Origin of the sequence: Mesorhizobium sp. WSM4983 (assembly GCF_029625765.1) — a bacterium.
Classification (GTDB): Bacteria; Pseudomonadota; Alphaproteobacteria; order Rhizobiales; family Rhizobiaceae; genus Mesorhizobium.
Map to the genome: position 1 here is coordinate 1,158,739 of NZ_JARTVM010000001.1, position 22,827 is coordinate 1,181,565.

20 protein-coding genes are annotated in these 22,827 nt (G+C 61.7%); 7 read left to right on the forward strand and 13 right to left on the reverse strand.

Features of this window, described 5'->3' with window-relative positions:
- The first annotated feature begins 57 nt into the window (after positions 1 to 57).
- The 3 genes from P9254_RS05640 to P9254_RS05650 all read left to right on the forward strand — a co-directional run bounded on the left by P9254_RS05640 (position 58) and on the right by P9254_RS05650 (position 7,153).
- Positions 58 to 1,011, forward strand: a complete 954-nt coding sequence (locus P9254_RS05640; RefSeq protein ID WP_082954065.1) for a sulfotransferase family protein — start codon at positions 58 to 60, stop codon at positions 1,009 to 1,011.
- Between the two features lie 72 nt (positions 1,012 to 1,083).
- Positions 1,084 to 2,589, forward strand: a complete 1,506-nt coding sequence (locus P9254_RS05645; RefSeq protein WP_245307672.1) for a lipopolysaccharide biosynthesis protein — start codon at positions 1,084 to 1,086, stop codon at positions 2,587 to 2,589.
- Between the two features lie 151 nt (positions 2,590 to 2,740).
- Positions 2,741 to 7,153 carry a hypothetical protein gene (locus P9254_RS05650; RefSeq protein ID WP_278054337.1) on the forward strand — a complete coding sequence of 1,471 codons (4,413 nt, stop codon included), beginning with the start codon at positions 2,741 to 2,743 and terminating at the stop codon, positions 7,151 to 7,153.
- Positions 7,154 to 7,346: 193 nt separating this feature from the next.
- Here P9254_RS05650 and P9254_RS05655 read toward each other — a convergent pair whose 3' ends face one another.
- The 6 genes from P9254_RS05655 to P9254_RS05680 all read right to left on the reverse strand — a co-directional run bounded on the left by P9254_RS05655 (position 7,347) and on the right by P9254_RS05680 (position 13,161).
- On the reverse strand, positions 7,347 to 7,589 hold the full coding sequence (locus tag P9254_RS05655; protein WP_082953725.1) for a hypothetical protein: 243 nt from the start codon (positions 7,587 to 7,589) through the stop codon (positions 7,347 to 7,349).
- Between the two features lie 79 nt (positions 7,590 to 7,668).
- Positions 7,669 to 8,670, reverse strand: coding sequence for a nucleotidyltransferase family protein (locus P9254_RS05660; protein WP_245433363.1), 1,002 nt, complete (start codon positions 8,668 to 8,670; stop codon positions 7,669 to 7,671).
- On the reverse strand, positions 8,661 to 9,809 hold the full coding sequence (locus tag P9254_RS05665; protein WP_278054338.1) for a PqqD family peptide modification chaperone: 1,149 nt from the start codon (positions 9,807 to 9,809) through the stop codon (positions 8,661 to 8,663). Before P9254_RS05665 ends, P9254_RS05660 begins: the two co-directional genes overlap by 10 nt.
- 157 nt (positions 9,810 to 9,966) lie before the next feature.
- Positions 9,967 to 10,971, reverse strand: coding sequence for a hypothetical protein (locus P9254_RS05670; protein WP_067320796.1), 1,005 nt, complete (start codon positions 10,969 to 10,971; stop codon positions 9,967 to 9,969).
- An 8-nt stretch (positions 10,972 to 10,979) separates the two neighbouring features.
- Positions 10,980 to 11,813: a hypothetical protein gene (locus tag P9254_RS05675; RefSeq protein WP_278054340.1), complete on the reverse strand. Its 834-nt coding sequence runs from the start codon at positions 11,811 to 11,813 to the stop codon at positions 10,980 to 10,982.
- A 43-nt stretch (positions 11,814 to 11,856) separates the two neighbouring features.
- Entirely contained in the window at positions 11,857 to 13,161 is a 1,305-nt protein-coding gene (locus P9254_RS05680; RefSeq protein WP_066992048.1) for an O-antigen ligase family protein, read from the reverse strand.
- Between the two features lie 411 nt (positions 13,162 to 13,572).
- On the opposite strand from P9254_RS05680, the gene P9254_RS05685 reads away from it, so the two are divergent.
- Positions 13,573 to 13,821, forward strand: coding sequence for a hypothetical protein (locus tag P9254_RS05685; protein WP_066992046.1), 249 nt, complete (start codon positions 13,573 to 13,575; stop codon positions 13,819 to 13,821).
- An 83-nt stretch (positions 13,822 to 13,904) separates the two neighbouring features.
- Here the strand turns inward: P9254_RS05685 and P9254_RS05690 are convergent, their stop codons facing one another.
- Entirely contained in the window at positions 13,905 to 14,492 is a 588-nt protein-coding gene (locus P9254_RS05690; RefSeq protein ID WP_208720894.1) for a sugar transferase, read from the reverse strand.
- A 426-nt stretch (positions 14,493 to 14,918) separates the two neighbouring features.
- Here P9254_RS05690 and P9254_RS05695 point away from each other — a divergent pair, with 426 nt between their 5' ends.
- Positions 14,919 to 16,124, forward strand: coding sequence for a hypothetical protein (locus P9254_RS05695; RefSeq protein WP_278054341.1), 1,206 nt, complete (start codon positions 14,919 to 14,921; stop codon positions 16,122 to 16,124).
- A gap of 147 nt (positions 16,125 to 16,271) precedes the next feature.
- On the opposite strand, the gene P9254_RS05700 is transcribed toward P9254_RS05695, so the two are convergent.
- The gene (locus P9254_RS05700; RefSeq protein ID WP_067320656.1) at positions 16,272 to 17,030 is read right to left on the reverse strand and encodes a helix-turn-helix transcriptional regulator; all 759 of its coding nucleotides are present in this window, start codon (positions 17,028 to 17,030) and stop codon (positions 16,272 to 16,274) included.
- Between the two features lie 873 nt (positions 17,031 to 17,903).
- Positions 17,904 to 18,512, reverse strand: coding sequence for a cysteine hydrolase family protein (locus tag P9254_RS05705; protein WP_066992037.1), 609 nt, complete (start codon positions 18,510 to 18,512; stop codon positions 17,904 to 17,906).
- Positions 18,513 to 18,671: 159 nt separating this feature from the next.
- Here P9254_RS05705 and P9254_RS05710 point away from each other — a divergent pair, with 159 nt between their 5' ends.
- Together P9254_RS05710 and P9254_RS05715 are read left to right on the forward strand one after the other, a co-directional pair.
- Positions 18,672 to 19,703 carry an ATP-dependent DNA ligase gene (locus P9254_RS05710; protein WP_278054713.1) on the forward strand — a complete coding sequence of 344 codons (1,032 nt, stop codon included), beginning with the start codon at positions 18,672 to 18,674 and terminating at the stop codon, positions 19,701 to 19,703.
- A 131-nt stretch (positions 19,704 to 19,834) separates the two neighbouring features.
- Positions 19,835 to 20,116 (forward strand): hypothetical protein, encoded by a 282-nt coding sequence (locus tag P9254_RS05715; RefSeq protein WP_278053341.1) that lies wholly within the window; start codon positions 19,835 to 19,837, stop codon positions 20,114 to 20,116.
- A gap of 16 nt (positions 20,117 to 20,132) precedes the next feature.
- On the opposite strand, the gene ku is transcribed toward P9254_RS05715, so the two are convergent.
- The 4 genes from ku to P9254_RS05735 form a co-directional block, all read right to left on the reverse strand.
- The gene (gene ku / locus P9254_RS05720; protein ID WP_127245872.1) at positions 20,133 to 20,957 is read right to left on the reverse strand and encodes a non-homologous end joining protein Ku; all 825 of its coding nucleotides are present in this window, start codon (positions 20,955 to 20,957) and stop codon (positions 20,133 to 20,135) included.
- Between the two features lie 5 nt (positions 20,958 to 20,962).
- Entirely contained in the window at positions 20,963 to 21,139 is a 177-nt protein-coding gene (locus P9254_RS05725) for a hypothetical protein (protein WP_095783951.1), read from the reverse strand.
- 76 nt (positions 21,140 to 21,215) lie between these two features.
- Positions 21,216 to 21,962: a metallophosphoesterase family protein gene (locus tag P9254_RS05730; RefSeq protein ID WP_067320643.1), complete on the reverse strand. Its 747-nt coding sequence runs from the start codon at positions 21,960 to 21,962 to the stop codon at positions 21,216 to 21,218.
- On the reverse strand, positions 21,955 to 22,761 hold the full coding sequence (locus tag P9254_RS05735; protein WP_095831682.1) for a nucleotidyltransferase: 807 nt from the start codon (positions 22,759 to 22,761) through the stop codon (positions 21,955 to 21,957). The genes P9254_RS05730 and P9254_RS05735 overlap by 8 nt, the downstream gene beginning before the upstream one ends.
- Positions 22,762 to 22,827: the final 66 nt, after the last annotated feature.

Sequence of the window (22,827 nt, forward strand, 5' to 3'; positions counted from 1 at the left end):
GCGCGTTGTCGTGCGCATCCGTGCATCCTGGTTGACCTTTAGCGATAGGGGCTTGTCATGACGACAGCAGAGTTGAAACCTCCGATTTTTCTGATTGGCAACTACCGGTCGGGCACCACCATCACGCAGAAATTGATCGGGCTGCACCCGGATGTCGTCACCTGGTACGAGCCAAAAACATTGTGGCTCTATGCCGATCCGGCGCGGCGGCATGACGAATTTGTCAAAGCCGACGCCAGCGAGAAGGTCGTGCGCTACATTCGCAACCGGTTCCTCGACTATCAGCTGCGGAACGGCAACCGGCAAATCATGGAAAATACGCCCGCCAACGTCTTGCGCGTGCCATTTATCCACCAGATATTCCCAGAAGCTATATTTCTATATATTACAAGGAATCCGTTTTCCTATATAAGCTCCATGGAACTTAAGTGGCAGCGCGCAAAAAGTTTCAAAGGTCTTCTGCGACTATTGAAAGAAACGCCGGCCACACAAGTCCATTACTACGTGGGAGACGTCGTAAAGCAGATAGTCGCCAAGAGGATATTACACAGAAAATACACGTCGATCTACGGACCGCGCTACAAGGGAATAGATCGGGATTTGCAGGAGCATCAAAAATTGACAGTGATCGCGCGCCAGTGGGCGCGCGGCAATCGAATGGCCCGAGAGGATCTCGCCAGGCTGGGCGAAGGCCGCGTGCTGTCGTTTCGCTATGAGGATCTGATACAGGATCCCGAGTTGGTCTTGCGCCGTATCTATGAACATTGCGGGCTGCATTGCTCTGACGACATCCTTCGCGTGGCGAAGGAGATGATCGATCCCGGCCGCCAGCAGAAGTGGCTGCGCCTGGATGCGAACGAACTGGCGGCGATCATCCCCGAGGTGCGGGATGAGATGGGATTCTACCGCTACGAGATCCCCCCGTCCCTTCTCGTCGGGCATGGCTCGCGGCCCACGCGGGCGCCGTTGGCGTTTCAGCATGGCCATCCGAATATCCCCTCCCCCCGCTGAGCGGTTCCGGGGAGATGCATGGCCGCCCTTCTTTGGTCGGTCGAGTAAGCAAGGCGGCATGTGGAGATTGGCATGAGCGACATCCGGCGCGGGCTGGCAAAACGCAGTGTCGTAGGCATGTTCTGGACGGGCCTGTCCATGGGCGCCTTGGCGGTTGCCGAGCTTGTCGCCCTCGTCCTCCTGGCCCGGTTGCTCTCGCCCAACGAGTTCGGTCTCTACTCCGCGGCACTGATCGTCATCAAGTTTTCGGCCATCTTCCAGGGCCTCGGCATCACGCCTGCGATCGTGCAGCGACCTGTACTGGAGGAGCGGCATCTCCGGGTCGGATATACCCTGTCGCTCTTCCTTGGGCTTACCGTAACCGCTCTGGTATGGGCGTTGGCACCCGCTATTGCCGGTCTTCTTCGCCTGCCCGAGCTCACTCCGATCGTGCGTGCGGTCTGCTTCATCTTTCTTTTCCAAGGAGCCTCCATGGTGGCGCTGGCCTCGGCCCAGCGTGCCTTGCGGTTCCGTTGGCTCGCGCTTGTCGACGCGGTCGCTTTCGCCATCGGCTACGTGGTCGTCGGTCCAGTGCTGGCTTGGCTCGGCTTCGGTATCTGGGCACTTGTCGCAGCGATCCTGGTCCAGCAGTTGTTCCGCACGATCGTGCTGCTCGTCGGCCAGCGGCACCCGATGCGGCCGTTGCTCGAGCGGAGCGCGATTTTCGAACTGCTCTATTTTGGCGGCGGCTTCACCATTGCGCGGGTCTGCAACTACCTTGCCACTCAGGTGGACAGGCTTGTCGTGGGCCGCTATCTCGGCGCCGATGCGCTCGGTGTCTACGGTTTGTCGTCCCAACTCATGACCACTCCGGCGGTGATCGTCGGCCAGGTTCTCGATCGCGTGCTGTTCCCCACCATGGCGCTGGTCCAGGAAGAGCCCGTCAGGCTTGCGCGCGCTTATCGCAGCGCGGTCGCCGGTTGCAGCCTGCTTGTCCTGCCGGCCAGCGTGGTGGTGGCGATCGTCGCACCCGAATTGGTTCGGGTCATTCTCGGACGGGGCTGGGAGGGCGTGGTCGGCCCCCTCCAGATCCTGGCGTTCAGCATGCTGTTCCGCACGAGCTACAAGCTTAGCGATTCCGTCTCGCGGGCAACCGGAACGGTTTACGCCCGGGCCTGGCGCCAGGCTGTTTTCACCGTCGGTGTCTGCATCGGAGCCTTCATAGGGCAATTCTGGGGCGTGGAAGGGGTGGCGTTCGGTGTCGGCCTGGCATTCGGGGCCAATTTCTTTCTCATGGCGCAGCTGAGTCTCCGCGTGACCGGGATGACGTGGGCAAATTTCTTCCTTGCGCACCTGCCTGGCGTCGCGCTCGCCGGCGTTGTCGGAACCGGTATCTGGGCGTTCGTGGACTGGCTTCGCGCCCTCCATCTATCGCCTCTTCCGCTGCTCATCGATACGGCATTGCTGGCCTCTGTGGGGGGCTTGCTGTTGTGCTGGCTCCTGCCGTCGCTGTTCCTTGGGCGGGAAGGCCTGTCACTGTTGCGCCTGCTCGCGGCAGTCGTGCCCGCATGGCCAAGACTGAGGCAGGCAACAGACTGATCAGCGGCGGAACTCGAGGTCAGTTCCCAGGATCACGTTCTTCACGCGCAACGACGCCATCGCCTTGCTCGATCATGGGCTCAGCCTGACGCCCGATCGGGCACCGGGAGATTCCGTCGTTGCGGAGGAAATTTACGAGAGGAGACCGACTATGGCTGAACTATTCGAAGCGCGGCTGGCGGCCGCGGGCGATGATGTCGAGGAGAAAGGTTCCGGCTCGATTTCGACCAATGTCGACGATCTGGAACTGGGCTTTGCCAGCACGACCCGCCAGACGGTCGGCCTACGCTTCACCGGCGTCGATATCCCGCAAGGCGCGATCATCACCAGCGCCTACATCCAGTTCCAGGCCAATGAGGTGAAGACCGGCGCGACCTCGCTGGTGATCAAGGGCCAGGACACCGACGACGCAAGCGCCTTCACCAGCACCAGCTTCAATGTATCGTCACGGGCAACGACCGACGCGTCGGCGACTTGGACGCCGGCCCCGTGGACCACGGTGGGCGAGCAGGCCCTGGCCGAGCGCACGCCCGACCTGACGGCTATCGTCCAGGAGATCGTCAGCCGCTCGGGCTGGGCGGCGGTCAACGATATGGCGTTCCTGATCACTGGCACCGGCACGCGCACAGCCGATTCCTACGAGTACAATCCGACCAGCGCGCCGCTGCTGCACATCGAATATGTCTTGCCCGGATCCGGAAGTCCGGTGGCCTTCAACACGCCTGCCGATGCCGATCCCACTGCCAACCAGATCGCCGAGCTCGCCGCGGCGGGAGCGCCGACCGGGATCACCGCTTCGGCCACGGATCCCGACGCCGGCGCGACCGTCACCTACAGCCTCAACGACTCGCGTTTCGACATCAATGCCAATACCGGCGTCATCACGCGCTCGGGCACAGGCACGCTCGACTTCGAAACCCAGTCGTCCATCAATCCGACGGTGACGGCAATCTCTTCCGACGGCAGCACCGCCACCACGAGCTTCACCCTCGATGTCCTCGACAGCCCGGAGCCGATCGCGTTCAACACGCCGCCGGATGCCAACACCGCGGCCAACCAGATCGGCCAGAACGCTGCCGCCGGCACTGCCGTCGGCATCACCGCTTCGGCCTCGGATCCCGATGCCGGCTCGACGGTCACCTACACGATCGACGACACGCGGTTTGCCATCAGTTCCAGCACCGGCGTCATCACGCGATCAGGTACCGACACGCTCAACGCCCAGTCCGAGCCGTCTGTCCACCTCACCGTCACCGCCACCTCGTCGGACGGGAGCGTCGTCACGCACCCCTTCACCGTCGCCGTCACGGCCGGCCAACAGCCTGTGGCCTTCAACACTCCGCCCGACTCCAACCCCGGTGCCAACCAGATCGCCGAGCTCGCCGCGGCGGGAGCACCCACGGGCATCACCGCTTCGGCCACGGATCCCGATGCCGGCTCGACGGTCACCTACAGCCTCAACGATGCGCGCTTTGCCATTGATTCCAGCACCGGCGTCATCACGCGCACGGGCACAGGCACGCTCGACTTCGAGACCCAGTCGTCGATCGACCTGACGGTGACGGCAACCTCTTCCGACGGCAGCACCGCCAACAAGGTCTTCACCCTCGCCGTCCTCGACAGTCCGGAACCGGTTGCGTTCAACACGCCGCCGGATGCCAACTCCGCGGCCAACCAGATCGGCCAGAACGCTGCCGCCGGCACTGCCGTCGGCATCACCGCTTCGGCCTCGGATCCCGATGCCGGCTCGACGGTCACCTACAGTCTCACCGACCCGCGCTTTGCCATCAATCCCAGCACCGGTGTCATAACACGCTCGAGCACCGGCACGCTCAACGCCCAGTCCGAGCCGACGGTAGCGCTCACGGTCACCGCGACCTCGTCGGACGGCAGCACCAACACCCACGCCTTCAATGTTGACGTCACCGGCGGCAGCACGCCTGGGACTTTCGAGGCCAGGGTGGCGGCCGCGGGCGACGATGTCGAGGAGAAAGGTTCCGGCTCGATTTCGAGCAACGTCAGTGATCTGGAACTGGGCTTTGACGGCTCTACCCGCCAGACGGTCGGTCTCCGCTTCACCGGTATCGATATCCCGCAAGGCGCGATCATCACCAGCGCCTACATCCAGTTCCAGGCCAACGAGGTGAAGACAGGCGCGGCCTCGCTGCTGATCAAGGGCCAGGACACCGACGACGCAAGCGCCTTCACCAGCACCAGCTTCAATGTATCGTCACGGGCAACGACCGACGCGTCGGCGACTTGGACGCCGGCCCCGTGGACCACGGTGGGCGAGCAGGCCCTGGCCGAGCGCACGCCAGACCTTACGGCTATCGTCCAGGAGATCGTCAGCCGCTCGGGCTGGGCGGCGCTCAACGACATGGCGTTCCTGATCACCGGCACCGGCACGCGCACCGCCGATTCCTACGAATACAATCCCGCCAGCGCGCCGCTGCTGCACATCGAATATGTCTTGCCGGGATCCGGAAGTCCGGTGGCCTTCAACACTCCGCCCGACTCCAACCCCGGCGCCAACCAGATCGCCGAGCTCGCCGCGGCGGGAGCACCCACCGGGATCACAGCTTCGGCCACCGATCCCGATGCCGGCGCGACCGTCACCTACAGCATCAACGATGCACGCTTCGCCATTAATTCCAATACCGGCGTCGTCACGCGCTCGGGCACAGGCACGCTCGACTTCGAAACCCAGTCGTCCATCAATCTGACAGTGACGGCAACCTCTTCCGACGGCAGCACCGCCACCAAGAGCTTCACCCTCGGTGTCCTCGACAGCCCGGAGCCGATCGCGTTCAACACGCCGCCGGATGCCAACTCCGGGGCCAACCAGATCGGCCAGAACGCTGCCGCCGGCACTGCCGTCGGCATCACCGCTTCGGCCTCGGATCCCGATGCCGGCTCGACAGTCACCTACACGATCGACGACTCGCGCTTTGCCATCAATTCCAGCACCGGGGTCGTCACGCGCTCGGGCACCGGCACGCTCAACGCCCAGTCCGAACCGACGATCAATCTCCAGGTGACAGCGACGTCGTCCGATGGCAGCAGCGCCACGAGCACCTTCACTGTCAGCGTCACGGCCGGCCAACAGCCCGTGGCCTTCAACACTCCGCCCGACTCCAACTCCAGCGCCAACCAGATCGCCGAGCTCGCCGCGGCGGGGACACCGACAGGGATCACCGCTTCGGCCTCGGATCCCGATGCTGGCTCGACGGTCACCTACAGCATCAACGACACGCGCTTTGCCATCAATTCCAGCACCGGTGTCATCACGCGTTCGGGCACAGGCACGCTCGACTTCGAGACCCAGTCGTCCATCAACCTGACGGTGACGGCGACCTCCTCCGACGGCAGCACCGCCAACAAGAGCTTCACCCTCGCCGTCCTCAACAGCCCCGAACCGATCGCGTTCAACACGCCGCCCGATGCCAACACCGCGGCCAATCAGATCGTCCAAAATGCCGCCGCCGGCACTGCCGTCGGCATCACCGCCTCGGCCAAGGATCCCGATGCCGGCTCGACGGTCACCTACACGATCAACGACTCGCGCTTTGCCATCAATTCCAGCACCGGTGTCATCACGCGATCGAGCAGCGGCACGCTCAACGCTCAGTCCGAACCGACGATCGATCTCCACGTGACAGCCACCTCGTCCGACGGCAGCATCGCCACGCACACCTTCACCGTCGGCGTCACCGCCACCCAGTTGCCGACATCCGTGACCTTGGCGCACACCATTCTGACTTCGCAGTGGTCACCGCCGAGCCCCGACCCGACCGATATCGTCTATATCTCCCACCTCGGCAAGCTGCTGGTGACCGATAGTGAGGTGGAGGAGATGTCGATTTTCACCGGCAAGAATCTCTTCCAGATGAATCTGAACGGCACCCTGACGGGCACGCTCACCACCATCAATTTCTCGGATGAGCCGGCCGGGGTCACCTACAATCCGGCGAACCACCATCTCTTCTTCTCGGACGATACCGGCACGAAGAGCGTCTACGAGTTGAACCCGGGCAACGATGGGCTTTACAACACCTCCGACGATATCGTGACCTCGTTCAGGACCGCCGCGTTCGGCAGTACGGATGCGGAGAGTATTGCCTACGACACAAACCGCGGCGTGCTCTATCTCGAGGATGGCACAACCCATAGGATTTACACCATCGCTCCGGGCCAGAACGGCAGATTCGACGGCGTCCCAAGCACGGGGGGCGATGATGTCGTGACGAGTTTTTCTGAAGAGGCGCTCGGAACCCCTTCTGACGGGGGCATCGCGTATGATCCGGTCCACGACCTGCTTTATGTCATCGTGTCACGCACCTCCGTGGCAATGGTGACGCCAACCGGGGATCTGCTGGGCACACTCGACATCTCCGCCGCCAACGCGAAAAAGCCGGCGGGACTTGCGCTGGCGCCGAGCAGCGACGATCCGAGCCACCAAATGAGCCTCTATGTCGTCGATCGTGGCGTGGACAACGACTCGAATCCGACCGAGAACGACGGCAAGATCTATGAATTCCATTTGAACGATTGGCTGCTCGCCTGATCTGACAGGAACGATTTACGCTTGCGCCAACCCGGTCGCCGCCAACAAACAAAATACCCCGACCGCGGCGTGCCGCCAGCGATCGGGGTATCAAAATTGAAGCAAAGACGCGAAAGCGCGCCGCCGGGATCCATTTCCCCGCGACGCGCTTTTGGTTCTCAAAACGCTGCTTCAGCGACCCTGACGGTCAACCTTACGACTGGCCGGGAGGACCAATGTGAATATGATTGTTGTCGCCCCAGCCGTTGCCCGGGCGTGTTCCTCCCGATTTGGCGATCGCTCTGGAGTTCAGGCTGGTGCCGAGCAGAACCGTTATGGCCGGTGGAGTCACCGCCGCAAAACGCCCTGCCTTCTTGAGAAAGTCCCGGCGCGCCTGAGCCTCTGAAACGAGGACTTCCTGCGTCCTTTCCGAGCGTTTCGTGCTTTCGGTTGGCATGACGATTCTCCCATGCGGGTTCCAAAGTATCACAACAGCTTATGTTTCCCGATGCCAGGATACTAGTTCACCAAAAGGCTTAGATTTTCGCGCTTGGAAGCAAAAGCGTACGAGCGATGCGCCGCGCGAAATCGGACGAGCCCCCCCTCGCCGAACCCCTGGCGCTTAGAAACCGCCGCGTTCCCCAAATCAAATTCCCGGCCAGGCGCAACGGAGCGCCGATGATCGGGTGGGTTGCCGTGAAGACGCGCCTCCAGTGCTGGAAACGGACGATCGGGCGCCGCGCGCATCTTGCCGGGATCCTGGTTCCGAAGAAGTGATGCAAGGCCAGGAGCTGGGTATCCAGGGCATTGCGGGCGCTTCGGTCCGACATGGATGCCTGCAGCGCGCTCCAGTCCACGTTCTCGGTCTCCGCCAATTGCGCCAGGTCGTGAAGGTGCCTGAGATCAATCCTTCCGCGCCAATAGTCGCCCTCCTTAAACAGGTCGTGCACGATCCAGTGCAGAGCCCGGGACTGGGCAGTAGGAATATTCACCCACAAATCGTCGTGCTGGACGAGCTTGGGAGGTTCAAAGTCGATCGCCCGGCGCGCCCGGAGTTCCAGCATTCCGGCATCCTGCTCACGCGCCATGCCTCGCTCACCTGCCACCTCGACATAGCCGAGCTCTTCAAGGCAGATTTGGGCGGCCGCCTCGTTGGCCGGCTCCACGGCCAGATCGAGGTCGCTTGTCATCCTGCTGGGAGCCTGGCCTGCCGGCGCAAGGAACAAGGGAACAGCGCCCTTGAGCAGGAGCGGAACGATGCCGCGGCGATTGAGCGCCGCAACGGCTTCGCGCAGTTGCGCACGCAAGCGCAAGTTCCGCTCCCGATTGCAGTCGTGAACGAACCGGAGATACTCGTACACGTCCTGCGGTAGCCGGTGAATCTGGCCGGCGCGCGCGAGGGAGGAGAACAAATCCGGCGTGAGCAAAGTGCGATTGGCCAGAGCGATTACGGCGTGCCAATCGGCCCGGTCGGCCGGACTGCCGCGAAGTCCGGCGATCAGAGCCTCGAGCGCGTTGCCTCTGTGTCTCACCGGCATGCCTTCGTGATCAGCTCTACTGCATCATCGAGCTTCGAATAATTCAGGCAATAGGTGCCCGCCGATCCGATGACTTCGGTCAGAGTGTCGAAGGCGCTGCCACTCAACTCTCGGCCGGGTGCGAACGCCCCGTTGAGCAGCACACGCAATGCGCTGGCCGGGTCGATCGGCTCGAGGCAAGCTTTCGCGTCGCGACCTCGACGAAGCTGGATTGCATAGCCGATTGGTATGGGAGAGGACGGCACGACCTCGCTGGGCACCGCAAACCGAACTCGCCTGCGGTCTGGCCGGCGACAAACCGGAACAGCGTCGAGATCGGGGAAGCGTTCGGCCAAAAGCGGCCATGCTCCTGCCTTGACGGCAGGCGCAAACGGCAGACCAATGCCATGTCCCCGGGAGTCCAACAGGGTCACATCGTCAGATACGAAACCGAACCCTGCATTGACCAGGGCCAGGGTCAACGTAGTCTTGCCTGCGCCCGGGTTGCCGCAAAGAAGCACGATGCGCTCATTTTTGAGAAGCGCAGCCGCGTGCAGAGCAAGTTCGTAGGCGCTGCGATCGAGGACCTCGATCAGCATTTGCCCTTTCACCATGACGGGCAGCTCGTCGGGCGCGCAGGAAAGAACCCAGTCGCCATCCCGGAACAGGTGGACCCGTCCTTCATGCTCGACCAGTTGGAACAGAATGTCGGCAGTCTCTCGTCGGACCTCGAGATGCCGGAACACGGCGACGGCGGGAAAGGCGCAGGCTGCAGGATACTCGATGCGTACAGAAAGGCCCGCGATCGCGACGACCTGGCTCACAGCCTCTCGAGCCGACACAGACGGCGGTGCGTCGGGCCGTATCAAGCTCAGCCACTGCCAATCCCTCAGCGCGGCCTCGACATGCCTGTTTGCCTCGATCCCATCGACGCCGGCGCGCGCCATCTCGGCCGAAATGGCGCGCGGCGATGTTCCCTCTTCCAGGGAGCGCCAGATCTCGGCGGCAGTATCGTTGACGGCGAAGATGGCCCGCTGGGAAGGACTGAACAGGATATTCTGCCCCCTGACGCGTGCCAGCCGTCCCTGGGTCACAAACGTGGCCGGGATATGAGCGGTGGAGCCTGGCGGCGCCGTTCCGTTACCCGCCTCGTGATTCATCGAGTAGTCCTCTCCCCCTCTGCCGGAACGCGACGGCGGTCCAACCTATCGTTGCGAAACAGGTACGTTCAATGGGCGAAGCGACAAGCGTTTCGGCAGGAGTTCACTTCGCCCAACACAGCTAAGCAACCGAATGTTTGCCCCCGAGTGCGACTTCTCACAGCGCTTCGTCGGAGAACCGGGCCACGTTCTGATGCGCCGCGACCCATTGCAGATGCGCCTTGTTCCAGTATTCGCGCGCGTCAGCGCCCGTCAGCACCTTGAAACCGGATGGCGGCAGCGGCAATTCCGAAGGAATTGGTTCGTCGGGCAGCCACAGCAACACGTTGTCCCGGCTTTCGATAGCCAGCCCCCAGGTTCTTTCCAGGCGACGGAGTCCACGCATGTTCACCGAAGCCAATGCGAAAACCGATCCCGTTATCCTCAGCCTGGGTGACTGATCGACGGCCTTGATCGGCGCCTGATGTGTGATTTCGCCCTTGGAGAGAAACGGGTGCATGCGAATGAGGGTTCGATCGATCTGCACTGTCTCCCCTGTCCCATCCCGCTCGTTTGAGGCAGGATCCACGCTGATCCCCGAAAAACAGCCGTCGAACAGGCAATCCTCGACAATGCCGCTGAGCAGGTAGTCGTTCTCCACCGCATCATCCCTGATTTCGCTGAGCCAGCAGCCTTTCAGGTGAAAGCCGTCGGCCCGCGCCGCGAAACGCACGCCATCCCAGCAGCGCCGCGCGCGCACACCTTCTATTGTCGCATTGGCGGTTCCGTCCCTGACCAGCAGAGCCGCGCTGTTGCAGTAGGTGTCGCGCCAATCGGAGGTCAGCGGCACCTGGCCGTCGAAGCGCCCCCCGATGAAATGAACGTCCGGACAGTTGCGGATGACCACCGGGTAGCGATTGACCGGCAGGTCTCCTTCGTCGCAGCCCATCATCGCGCTGGGCTCAGGATTTCTGCTGTTGGCGACTGTGAAGGAAGCATTCCGGGCATCGATTGTCGCCCCGGCTTCGAGATCCCGAAACATTTGTTGTTCGTAGCCATGCTCGCCCGTCAGAACGAGCTGCTTGCCCTCCGGCATCTGCCCGCCCTCCGCCTGGTACGCGCCCGGCAACAGGGCGAACACGGGAGACAGCCCAGCAAGACCCATGAATGAACGGCGGTTCATCCTCATCCTCATTGACCTGAAGAAAGGGATTGCCGATGCCGGTCGAGACAGGCCGAACGGACCGCCTCGAGAGCTCTCGAGGCCACGGCTTCGGGCGAAGCAAGCCTTTCGATGTCGATAGCCGCCAGCACGCCCATGCGATCTTCCGTTCCCATTCCCCGCTCAAGGGCGGCCGCCATTTCGCGGCAAGCCCGATCCGCCGCCGACCAAAGGTCGGGATCGCTGTCCGGAGATGTCCGTTGCAGCCGCGAGGAGCGATCGCCCCTGGTCAGGAGCCGGTCTCTGGCGATGCCGGTCTCGCTGCGCAGGTGGACAAAAACCATGTCATGCAATCCGACGGCAGAAAGCATATCCAGCCAATTCTCGGATGTTTTTCTGCATCTGCTCTTCAGCAATATGGACCAGAATCCCTGCAGCAACCCCTGATCCATTATGATTATTGAATTTCTTCTTGCCCTCTCATGCTGGATAAATGCGACCAGGCTGATAAGATTCCAGACAAGCCTGATGGCATCAAGGCGCGACACTTGCCTGCTTTCGATGACGAAGCGGGCAATTCGAGCAAGCAACGAGCGAAACTCACGATCTAGCAGCCGAGGGGCGACAACGCCCATTCTGTGTATCTGCCTCTCGATGAATGTTCTTCCTTCCCACGCCACTCGCACGTCGCCTACCGGCGGGCCGCACCGTCGCAGGCTGTTCGCCAGCAGGCCGGAGGTGGTTGTCTTTCCGACCCCGGGCAGACCAAAGAACTCGACAAATCGAATGTCTGTCCGCAGCGCGCGTGCTTCGACGCTTGGCGGGAGGCTTGCCGCCAGGTCACCAAAACTGTGCGAAGTCATTGGATTTCGGGTGGTACGATGAACTCTTGGAGCGCCAATGAAGTCAAGGCGATGTGCGAGGGGCATACTCAACTTCAAGCAGCTGAGACCCGGTCCCGACATACAACCTCGGGGTCTTGGCAAGGCCGGTCTGCAGCGATCGCTGCATGCCGCGGTAGACTATGAGCAAAGCGAGCGGCAGCCAGAAGAAGGCCGCGGTTGACGGCCCGAAGGAATCGCTCATCTGGTTGGCGACCAAGTAGTTCCATACGGCGACCGATGTTCCGAGCACCATGACATTCACTTCGGTCGCTTGTTCGCTCCTGCCCCTGTCGACCAATGTGTGAAGAACGGCGCTGATTAGATACCCCACCACCAGCAGAACCATGATCACCACCAAGGCGAGGCCGGGCACTCCCAGCGTTCTAAAATAATCGATGAACAGGTTGTGGCTGTGCGGAGCGATGTCGCCCACCCATTGCCCTGCGCCCACGCCCATGAACGGATGCGACAGGCCCAGGTCGATTGATATCGACCACAGTCGCTGCCGCGAAACGATCGAATGTGCCTCCCCGCCGGAGAGCTGAAGCGACAGCAGCTTGTAGGCCCGTGGGTTCAGGAACTGCAACATCATAAAGCTAGCCTGGAACAATATCGGAGCCGTAACGGTCGCCGCGATCACTGTTACCGGACGCTGCTTCCTTATCACCAGATAGATGCAGTATAGCCCGTAGAACGTGCCGAGACCGACGACCCCAAGAACGAAATTCGTCTTGGATCCCGATTTGACCAAACCCAGCAACCCCGCGAGGAGGCAAACCGAAAGGAGGATTCGGTGCCTTCGAGAAGCGACCAGCTTCGCGGCGACAAGCGGCAGACCGGCCGACAAGGCAATTCCGAGCTGGTTTGCATGCTTGAAATAGCCCTCCGCCCGATCGGCGAATCGAGCATCGCCGAGGCCAATAACGACAAGGCAGGATGTAACAGCAACCATGATGGCCATGGTCATCCCAATCCTGTCGATTGCCTCAAAACTCCTAGGCCTCGCGGCGATCAATGCAATGGTCGGGATAGTGGCGAAACCAAACACCTGGGCGAAGACAGCGCGCATGGTCCTGACCGGATTGTCCGCGTGTAGCGCCGACAGCAGCGATAGAACCATGATGAGGGCAGATGTTGTCAGCACGGCAGCCGCCAAGGCCGTGTCGGTGCGATGCAGACGTTTTGTCGCTTCGGCGTAGGGAACGAGGCTTACCAGGCCGCAGAACAAAGCGAGCAAAAAGGAAATCGAGCCATCGGTTCCGGCAATCCGCGTGGCGCCAGGGAACCATATCGACACGATCAGCAAAAGGATGGAAGCCTGCAGCATCGATGGACGTCACGCTGAAAATGCTATGCAACAACCGCGGGCCGACGCGCTCTTGCCTCGCCAGGCTGCGTCCGGTGCCCCTGTGTCCTGAACGGGAACGCCAAGAAATAGAGACACAACGTTCACTCCAGGACGGTGATTCAAGGCGCGCTGCCGCACCGCGGGTGAATACTCCGCGTACCTATTTCATAAGCAGCGTAGGCGCAGCGGGATGACAAGGAAATGAGCGAAAACGCGTCATTGGGACAAGGTGTCCTACGCCTTTTGTGCAAGGGCTGGTGGTGCTGCGATTCCAGTCTGCCTGGTCGAGATCCGGTCCAGCCGCGGCGGGGATTCGGTGTTGGTGCGGATTTGCATATGTGGGAGACTTGGGCGCGGCACACCGAGTCTTTCACACCGTAGGAGATCGCCGTGCTTTGGGGTCTTGTCGCTGTCGGCGTGATCGGCATTTTGCTCGGATTTCGTGTTCGCGCGCCGGCGCTCATCGTCATGACCGCGGTGATTGTGGTGTTCAGCGCCATTGCAGGCGGCATCGGCAGCCTGTTTGCCTGGGACCGTCTGCTTTCGATCCTGCTTTTCGTTGTCACGCTGCAGGGCGCCTACCTGCTCGGCGTCTTCCTCGGCATCGTGTGGCGTCGGGCCGTGACCGATGAGCATTGACGGATTGCGGCTGCCATTTCGTCGCCGGCGCCGGACTTTTTTAAAGCGGCGATGCCGCCAATGCTCGCTGCCTTCCTCGGCAGTCAGGACGCATGATCGAATCTCATCACAGCGAAGACCGTCCGAACGAGAATGACGACGTCGGCCCATATGGACCAGTTTCGCACGTAGCGGCTGTCGAGGGAGACACGGCTGGGATAGTCTATTGCGTCTCTGCCCGTCACTTGCCACGCGCCGGTCAGCCCGGGCCGGGTTCGAAGATAATCGATAGCGCAGGCGCCGTAACGTTGCAGCTCGTCGGGGACGACCGGCCGAGGGCCGACGCAACTCATGTCGCCGCGCAGCACGTTGATGAGCTGAGGCAACTCATCAAGGCTCGACTTTCTGAGAATGTGCCCCAGGAAGGTGACGCGCGGATCGTTCTTGAATTTCAAATTCTGCTCCCACTCCTTGGCGGCTTCGGGATTGCTCGCAAGATAGTCGGCCAGAACCTGCTGGGAGTTGGCAACCATGGTCCTGAATTTGTAGCAGGCGAAACGCCTGCCGTTGAAGCCGACCCGAGTGTGAGAGAATATCGCCGGTCCGCCGTCGGTCGCCAATATCAAGAGAGCAACCACAAGCATGATCGGAGCGGCCAGCACAAGCGCGATCGATGCGATGGTGACGTCCATGATCCTCTTGCGCCGCCCCCCAAGCGGACGATGGTTTTGGCCGACGCCTATTCCGGGTCTGCGGGGGTTCGTGTCGAATGCGCTGATTGTCATGAGCTTCGCCAAGGAAAACGGCTGATTTTAGCGCTCAACTTCACGCGGCGGATCATTCCCGGCAAGAACCGAAAAGGAGGTAGCGCCCTATCTGGCGCCGGTTAGCCTCTTAGCCTGAACGCGTATTGCCTGCGCGGTGTCGATAAGCCTTCTGATCAAACGGCGTAACACTGGCACCCATTTTCTGCAGTAGCAGTGTGGGCACCTTCGACTGTATTCGTGATCGACGAAATCAACTGGTCCGGCTAGGGGCGATCCAGACCGCCGACTGAATTCAGGCCCTAGCTCTGATGGCAAGGATGCCGAGAGAATGTCTGGAGCCACTGGTGCCGGATGGGCGAGCCGGCAGCCGTCTGGCAATGCCTGAAAAGCATGCGCGCGCATGCGACGAGATTCGACGAGACAGATCTTCCGCGTCGAAAGAATGCCTGCCAGCCTGTCAGTGGAGCACGCAACGTGACGCCCATTCCGAAGCCTTCGTCCGGTGACTTCCCCGCAAGGCCGGGCGCTCGTCAGTTTCTGGAGGTCGACCATGCGGAAGCACTTGCCGTCGTCCGCAAGCAGATAGCTTTGCTCGATCTTGATCTCTCCGGCCTCACTGTCGTGGCTGGCGCGGCGACGGGCTATCAGGCGGTGACTGCGACAGCCGCGGCGCTCGCCAATGCCGACCGTGTCGTTGCACTCACCCGCGTATCCTCCAGACATCCGAGCCTGGCGGCGGCCGCGGACGCGACGTTGGCATTTGCCGAGTACGCCAAGGTCGCCGAACGCGTGGAAGTGACGAACCGCATCGAAAGCCGCAAATGGCAGGAGGTCGACCTCATCACCAATTGTCCCCAGGTCGGACCGATTTCGAGATCGCTCATCGAGCTCTTGCCCTCTCACGCGGTCGTTGCGCTCATGGCGGAGCCTTGGGAGCTTCGGCAAGGCGTGTTGGACTTCGATGCCTGTGACGAGGCCGGCATCAAGGTTGCTGCTCCAAATCTCGGTCACCCGGCCATAGACCTAATGCCGGAATTCGCGCGCTTATGCCGGGTCCTACTCGAGGATGCCGGTGTCGATCAGCGTGCCTCGAGATTCGCCGTCGTCTGCGACACGCCCTGCGCACCATTCCTCGAACGTATGCTCGCCGAACGTGGAGCAAGAGTTGGTGTTTTTTCGCATCCGGTTCTGCTGACCGATGATGCATGGGAGGTGATCATCGTCGCTATGCGGCCCTCCGCCAAACCCCCAATGGACATCAACAGTCTGGGCCGCATCGCCAGGAGAACGCGCCAGGCGCTGCTGGTGCAGTTCAGCGGCGGGATCGACCGCTCGGCCGCCAGCTATTTCGGCCTCAGGGTATGGCCGCCGAAGCGCCCCAACCGCGGCGAGCTGGGCCTGCCGCTCGAGATACTCGGAGCGGCTCCGGTGATCCGCAGACTGACGGGAGGCCTGAAGGCTGCCGAAGCAGCATATCGCGGTGCGGAGTTGGGCCGCGACAGTGTTGGATTTCTCGTGAAGGCAGGATTCGAGATGCTCGACCGGGAACATGCCTGAGCATCGGCCTGAGCGCATCCGTTTCAAGACCTGCAGGCACCGTCCTATTTCTGAATCTCGAAGGGAGGCGGACCTGAAATAGGTCCGCCTCCACGTCGAGGATCGGCGTGCGTCGTTCTATTGCCAGGCACCAGGCCTGGGCAGCCTTCAAAGCATCATCTGTCTAAGCTTGTAGGCCACCTCAGTGCGGTTCGTGGCTTTCAGTTTTTTCATGATGTTGCGGATATGGACCTTGACCGTGCTCTCGCAGAGGTTGAGCTCGTAGGCAATGATCTTGTTGGCCTTGCCTTTCCTGAGCGCTTCCACGACCGCGGCCTCGCGCGAGGTGAACATTCCGGCGAGCGGACGGGCGCCGTTTGCCGTCGAATGGATGATCTCGCGAAGCGCCAGCACGCAGCTGGCGGGCACGAAGATTCCTCCGGCGCGGGCGAGACCGATGGCCTCGGCAGCGACCTTCACCTTGACGCTCGTGGGAATGTAGCCGCGGGCGCCGCATTCGAGAGCCGCAAGGATCTCCCCCGGCTCGTCGGAATCCACCACGACGATTACCGGTACGGCGCCGACCTCGGAGATGAGGTGCACAAGTTCCGCCCGAACGCTCTGGTCGGTCACCTTTCGGGCGCCGAGAATAACGAGGATCGCGGAAGCCTCCGCCCCGCCGGCGACGTGCTGAATCTCATCAAGAGATCCTACGGCGCTGACGCGCAAAGCCGGATTATGTTCGATAAGGCCTCGAGCAAGACATTCGCGCTCGAGTGCCCGCTTGTCCACAATTACCACCAGACCTTCGGTCGGGTGTCCTTCTTCGAGATCAGACGTGCCGAGCCCGTTCACGTCCGTCAGATGCCCGTTCTGCAACGACCCCGTCGCGTCTTTCCAAGACTCGGAAATTTGAAGATGTCCCATCGCCTTATTTACTCCTCTCCGCCGCCGACTTCGCTCGCTCCCCTTTTTATCTTGACTCCCACGCAGGGCTTGTTCAGCGGCATGAACTGATACGCTGTTTACCGTGTGTCGGGCGACTTGCTGCGAAGTGAGGAATAGATTCAAGGAGTAGTGCATACGCCGGCCCAACCCACGGACGTATGGGATCCCCGCTCCATTGAGGTAATCCAGCCTCAAACGCATACTACGATGCTGTGGAAAAGGCGCATTAATCCTGGTTAACAATTTGGTAATTATATCTTAGGTGGCTAATATGACCGAAAGGATGACAACCTTAAGTTGCTATCACAGGAATTCTGCTCCTCAAAGCTGCGCGCGAGCATATCTCGACCTTAGAGCGAGATTTGCGGTTTGAAGCAAACGGCGCCACAGTTCTGAGAAAAACATTGACCTCGGCTGCCGTGCCCCCCACCCAACCACTGCAGCCGGGGTTCCTTTTTTGGCCGGCAATCGCAGTCTTGTCGGGCCGACAAGTCAATCTTCGCGCGGCCTATCTCCACAACATCAAAGCGTCGCGCCTCGGAAATACGTACGCCTACCGGTACTAGCGTTTCAGGTTAGGCCTGACTGTCTCGACTTCTTCACGCGTGGTGGTGTCCGGCAATTCGCCGGGACCGTCCGGATTCCGTGTCGGGTTTTCGCGCGTGTCCCTCGGCGGCTTTTGCTTTGGGTTGGGGTCAGACGGATTTGGCTTGCGAGCTTTTTCCCGTTTCGCTGGTTTAGGCATCTACACACTCCCTGCCTGCGCAATTTCGGAGAAACATTGCGGTTCCCGTCAAACAGCAGTTGATCGGTCGCTTTCGGCTGTAGCCGGTGCGGATCGTCCCATAACGTTCAGGTCCAGGCCGAAAGGACCGTCTCCATCTCGACGGTCTCGACCTGTTGCGCGAAGCGCTGATGGTAGACGGTCATCAGGGCATCGTGCGTCGCGTCCGATGAACTGCAAAGCGCATCCGTGACCAGCACGACGCGATATCCGATGTCGATCGCCCCCAGGACGGTTGCGAGCACGCAAACATCGGTTTCGCCTCCCGTGACCACCAGGGTGTCGATGCTGCGCGCGGCAAGTGCCGTCTGCAGTCTGCCCTCCGGCCAGGGCGAATAAACATGCTTGTCGATCACCTGCGCCGGCGGACAGAAGGATGACAGCGGCGGCAGCAACCCGACCATTTCTCGCCCGACATTTTCGATCGTCATCGAGGCCCAGCGCTCATAGTAGCGCCTCCAGGTGCCGGCACCCAGGCCAGGCTTTTCAGCCGGCACGAAGCGCGTGAAAAGGGTCTGCTCGGCTTTCCATTCGACGAGGCTGACGATCCTCGGAAGGACGCGGGTGATCCACGGCGTGGCCCATTCCGAAGGTTCCGCGAACAATTTCTGCATGTCGACGCATAGATGCGCGCAGCGCTCGCCCAGAGGACCATAGCTCAAGCCGGAAGCCGACATCGGATTTCCTGTCGGAAGTTCATGTTCGCTCTGGTGAAGAAGTGCCCGACGCGGTCAAAGCTCGACATTTGGTTTCTGAACTTTGGTGAGGCAACGCCTCGCCGTGCAACTCGTTCCCCTCAACCGGAAACTACAGGTGTGGTCGAACGTTCTACCGAGATGGAGACCTCCAGGATTACGTCCCAACCGGCGATCTCGAGTCCCGAGTTTCCGCTGTCTTTGGATACGCCGCCGATGGAGGCGCGGACCGCGGACGCCTTGCCTGAAGGTCCCTGGCAGTACGAACCCAAATGGGACGGGTTTCGCTGCCTGGCCTTCAAAGGCCGCGACGCCGTCGAGCTTCGCGCCAAATCCGGCAAGCCGCTCGGCCGCTACTTTCCCGAACTGACCACGATGCTGCGCGACCTCGCCGCAAGGCAATTCGTCGTGGACGGCGAGATCGTGATCGAGATCGACGGGCGCGTCTCCTTCGACGCGCTGCAGATGCGCCTTCATCCGGCCGAGAGCCGTATCCGCAAGCTGAGCGCGGAAACACCGGCGCGGTTGATCCTGTTCGATGCACTGGCTGCCCCGGGAGGCGAGATGTTGCTCGATTTGCCCTTGCCCGATCGGCGCCGGGCGATCGAGGACTTCGTTGCCAGGGCAGAGAACGCCGGGCTGAAGCTCTCGCCGGCCACAACGAGCCTCGCGACCGTCAGACGATGGTTGCGCGGCGCCGGCCGAGGTGCCACCGATGGCGTGGTCGCCAAGGCACTGGCCGAACCCTATCGCCCGGGCGAGCGAACCATGATCAAGGTCAAGCGGCTGCGCACAGCAGACTGCGTGGTCGGTGGCTTTCGCTACCTGAGCGGCAAGCGCCAGATCGGCTCGCTGCTGCTTGGCCTCTACAACGACCGTGGCCAGCTCGACCATGTCGGCTTCACCTCGACCATAGCCAGTGACGAGCGAGCGGCGCTGACCAAGAGGCTTGAAGCGTTGCGCGGCGGGCTCGGCTTCACCGGCAAGGCACCCGGCGGCCCGAGCCGCTGGAGCACCGAGCGCAGCGGAGAATGGGAGCCGGTGCGGCCCGAATTGGTCGTGGAGGTCCGCTTCGACCATGTCACCGGCGACCGATTCCGGCATGGAACAAGGCTGGTGCGCTGGCGGCCCGACAAGGCGCCGCGCCAATGCACGTTCGAACAGATCGCGTAGGACACCTACCAGGGAGAGGCGACGCCACAACGGCCGCCACTTGCTGCAACGGGCGGAACCACCATTCGCCTGAGCGGTTTTCCAACTGAGCGAACCGCGAGCCGGATAGGCTTGCAGCATTGGAGAACGAGATGGACCCGCGTAAAAAGCAACGCACCGCAAATCAGGACGAAACCGAGGCTCCGGCAGTCGAGCAGCAGGACTGGGACGCGATTGAGGGCGGCCGGATCCTGCCCGACAGCGTCGCCGTCAACGGCGACCCGCAGGACGATGAAGAAGCGGAGGGAACGCTCCCCGAAGAAGACGACGACAATCCCTATCAGGAAAGTGACGAGGCACTCCCGGACGACGAGGAGGAGCGGGTCCTCGCGCGCGATCCCTCCAAGGAAGGAAGCCGGTTCGACGAGGTCTGAGCGGCCGTTCTTGGCGTCAAGCTGACTTGCGTTTGCCTTGCTTCGCGCCTTTCGCGGCGATGCCCTCCTTGGCAAGGCTCTTGCGCAGAACGTCGGCCAGATTGATGACGTTCTCACGCGGTTTCGGCGCCGCCTTGGGCAGCTTCTTGCCTTTGCGCTTGGCCTCGATCATGGCGATCAGCGCGTTCTCGTATGTATCCTCGAATTTCGAAGGATCGAACTTCGTCGCCTTCTTGTCGATCAGCAGACCGGCGATCTCGAGCAGGTCCGCCTCGTAGTCCTGCTTCTTCAGCCCTTCGAACACCGTCGCCTCCGAAACCATCTCATTGCGGTCCCGCAGCTCGGTGAGAAGCATTCCCTTGCCGAAGGGCTGGATGAGAACCTCGCGTCCGCGCTGGTAGAGGACGACGCAGGATCGCGCCGCCACCCGTTTGTTCTTCATGGCCTCCCGAAGGACGTTGAACGCCTCTGCGGAAGCATCCTCCGCCGGAATGAGGTAATAGGGCTTCTCGAGATAGCGCGTGTCGATGTCTGCGACCGGCACGAACTCGCCGATTTCCAGCGTGTGCTCGGAGGCGAGTTTCAGCGCCTTGATCTCCTCGGGCTCGATCTGGATGAAATCCTCCTTATCGGTCTCGAAGCCCTTGACTTGGTCCTCGGCGTCCACCGGTTCGCCGGTCTCCTCATCCACATAGGCGCTTTTCACCGGCAGGCCGTCCCTCCGGTTCAATATCCTGAAATGGATTTTCGACGCTTCGCTGGTGGCGCCGACGATCTTGACGCCGCATGAAACCGATCCGACCTTCATGAAGCCTTTCCAGATCGCGCGAGGCGCAGCCATCGAGCTTACTCCGTCCGGATGCGCCCGGCAGGCGCCGGCGGATCGTCGGTTTCATCGGGATTTGGACGCGGCGCCTCGTCCGGCAGCCCGTGCCGCTCCGGCTTCCTGACCGGCTCCGGTTTCCAGCTGGGCGCCGGCATCGGCGTGTCGCGATCGGGATCCGGTTGTCTGGGGTCAGGCATCGAAGTTGGTTCCGTTGGTCTCCTGCACAACTCATCGCTGCCGGCATGGTTCCGAAGCGCGAGGCAGCGCTGCGCCTCAGATTTCGAGCAGCGCGTAAGGACGGCCGGTCGGCTTCGCGATATGCATGGCGACGTTGTAGACGCTGGCCCCACCAGGGGTCCGGCCTTCATACGAGCCGCGATGGGCATGGCCATGCACCACGGCGCTTACCTTGAAGCGATCGATGGTTTCGGCCAGCCGCGAGGAGCCGAGGAACGGAAAGATTTCCGGAGGCTCTCCCGCCACGGTCTCCGGGACCGGCGCATAGTGGAGCACCACGAGCGTGCGCTTGGCGCGCACCTGCCGCATAGCATTCTCGAGCCGCATTGCCTCGTTGACGCTTTCGGCCACCATCGCCTTGATGGCCGGCTCGCCGAAGGAGCCCAGCATCCTTCGACCGAAGCCGCCGACAAAACCCTTCACGCCGACGAAGCCGACATCGTTCAGTTCGATCGCCTGGCCATCGAGGAGATGGACCCCCGCCTGGCGGAGCGTTGCAGCGATCTGCTCGACGCAACCGGATTCGTAGTCATGGTTGCCGAGAACCGCGACCACGGGAATCGAGCATGCGCGCAGATCCTCGGCCAGAAGTTCCGCCTCACGCGGTTTTCCGAGATTGGTGAGATCGCCTGTAAGGACCAGGACGTCGGCCTCGCGCGATATCTCGCCGAACAGGTCGCGGTACGAGGTCTGGGCATCTTCCTGAACATGCAGGTCGCCCATGGCGGCGACCTTGATGACACCGTTGCCGTTTGATTTCGCTGATGTGGCTGGTTCAGGCATCGCGCATCTCTCCAACGCCGCCGACGCCGGCAAACCCCCATTCCTTGACGTCGATCTCATAGTCGACCTGCGACAGCAGGCGGCCGCGGCAGATCTTCATTTTGGGCGACGGCAGCTGCCGTTGCCGCGCAAGCCGGCCCAGCAGTTCGTCGAGCAGCCAGTCTGGGATGCGGTCCCGCTCGCTGGGATAGATCCACCGGAAGTTGAGGACCTGCATCAGCAGCACTTCCCAATGGACATCGAGATAGGCGAGCAGCCTTTGCCAGTCGATCTGGTCGTGCGCCTTGAGGATGGTGTGGGCGATGTCGGCGCCGTCGTGTCGTCCTCTGTCCTGGATGAAGCATTTCGACCAGATGAGTTCCGTTGGGCCGATGATCCGGACCCGGCTGCCCAGCAGCTCGACTTGGCGGGCATGCTCCAGCCACTGATCTTTGACCTGCATTGTGCCGTTGGCCGAGGCAAAGATCACATCGAAGAAGTGCTGGCCCTCGAAGACCTTCCCGAGCCAGCGGTCGTCCCGGATCTCGACCGCATAGCCGATGTTCTTGAAGTGCTCGAGTATGCGCGCGCAGTCTCCGGCCTTGCAAAAGATATCCAGATCCTTGGTTTGCCGAACAACGCCCGTATACGCGCTCACCGCGTAGGTCCCGGCGACGAGGAAAGGAATGTCGGTAGCGGCGAGCTCGCGGATTGCATGGGTGTAGAACGCTTCCGCCGCGGCGCTTTTCAGCGTTGGCTCGGCTTTCGCGTCGATCACGGGGAGCGATGCTGGCAGACCCGGCAACTCGTCGTTGGTCATCAACTGCAGCTCCGATTTCGGACCTTTCGATAACAGCCGCGGGCCTCGCTTGTTCCGCTGTCGGAG

Coding starts and splice junctions, on each gene's coding strand:
- P9254_RS05640 (WP_082954065.1), top strand. CDS start 58: ATGACGACAGCAGAGTTGAAACCTCCGATTTTTCTGATTGGCAACTAC.
- P9254_RS05645 (WP_245307672.1), top strand. CDS start 1,084: ATGAGCGACATCCGGCGCGGGCTGGCAAAACGCAGTGTCGTAGGCATG.
- P9254_RS05650 (WP_278054337.1), top strand. CDS start 2,741: ATGGCTGAACTATTCGAAGCGCGGCTGGCGGCCGCGGGCGATGATGTC.
- P9254_RS05655 (WP_082953725.1), bottom strand. CDS start 7,589: ATGCCAACCGAAAGCACGAAACGCTCGGAAAGGACGCAGGAAGTCCTC.
- P9254_RS05660 (WP_245433363.1), bottom strand. CDS start 8,670: ATGCCGGTGAGACACAGAGGCAACGCGCTCGAGGCTCTGATCGCCGGA.
- P9254_RS05665 (WP_278054338.1), bottom strand. CDS start 9,809: ATGAATCACGAGGCGGGTAACGGAACGGCGCCGCCAGGCTCCACCGCT.
- P9254_RS05670 (WP_067320796.1), bottom strand. CDS start 10,971: ATGAACCGCCGTTCATTCATGGGTCTTGCTGGGCTGTCTCCCGTGTTC.
- P9254_RS05675 (WP_278054340.1), bottom strand. CDS start 11,813: ATGACTTCGCACAGTTTTGGTGACCTGGCGGCAAGCCTCCCGCCAAGC.
- P9254_RS05680 (WP_066992048.1), bottom strand. CDS start 13,161: ATGCTGCAGGCTTCCATCCTTTTGCTGATCGTGTCGATATGGTTCCCT.
- P9254_RS05690 (WP_208720894.1), bottom strand. CDS start 14,492: ATGGACGTCACCATCGCATCGATCGCGCTTGTGCTGGCCGCTCCGATC.
- P9254_RS05695 (WP_278054341.1), top strand. CDS start 14,919: ATGGGCGAGCCGGCAGCCGTCTGGCAATGCCTGAAAAGCATGCGCGCG.
- P9254_RS05700 (WP_067320656.1), bottom strand. CDS start 17,030: ATGGGACATCTTCAAATTTCCGAGTCTTGGAAAGACGCGACGGGGTCG.
- P9254_RS05705 (WP_066992037.1), bottom strand. CDS start 18,512: ATGTCGGCTTCCGGCTTGAGCTATGGTCCTCTGGGCGAGCGCTGCGCG.
- P9254_RS05710 (WP_278054713.1), top strand. CDS start 18,672: ATGGAGACCTCCAGGATTACGTCCCAACCGGCGATCTCGAGTCCCGAG.
- P9254_RS05715 (WP_278053341.1), top strand. CDS start 19,835: ATGGACCCGCGTAAAAAGCAACGCACCGCAAATCAGGACGAAACCGAG.
- ku (WP_127245872.1), bottom strand. CDS start 20,957: ATGGCTGCGCCTCGCGCGATCTGGAAAGGCTTCATGAAGGTCGGATCG.
- P9254_RS05725 (WP_095783951.1), bottom strand. CDS start 21,139: ATGCCTGACCCCAGACAACCGGATCCCGATCGCGACACGCCGATGCCG.
- P9254_RS05730 (WP_067320643.1), bottom strand. CDS start 21,962: ATGCCTGAACCAGCCACATCAGCGAAATCAAACGGCAACGGTGTCATC.
- P9254_RS05735 (WP_095831682.1), bottom strand. CDS start 22,761: ATGACCAACGACGAGTTGCCGGGTCTGCCAGCATCGCTCCCCGTGATC.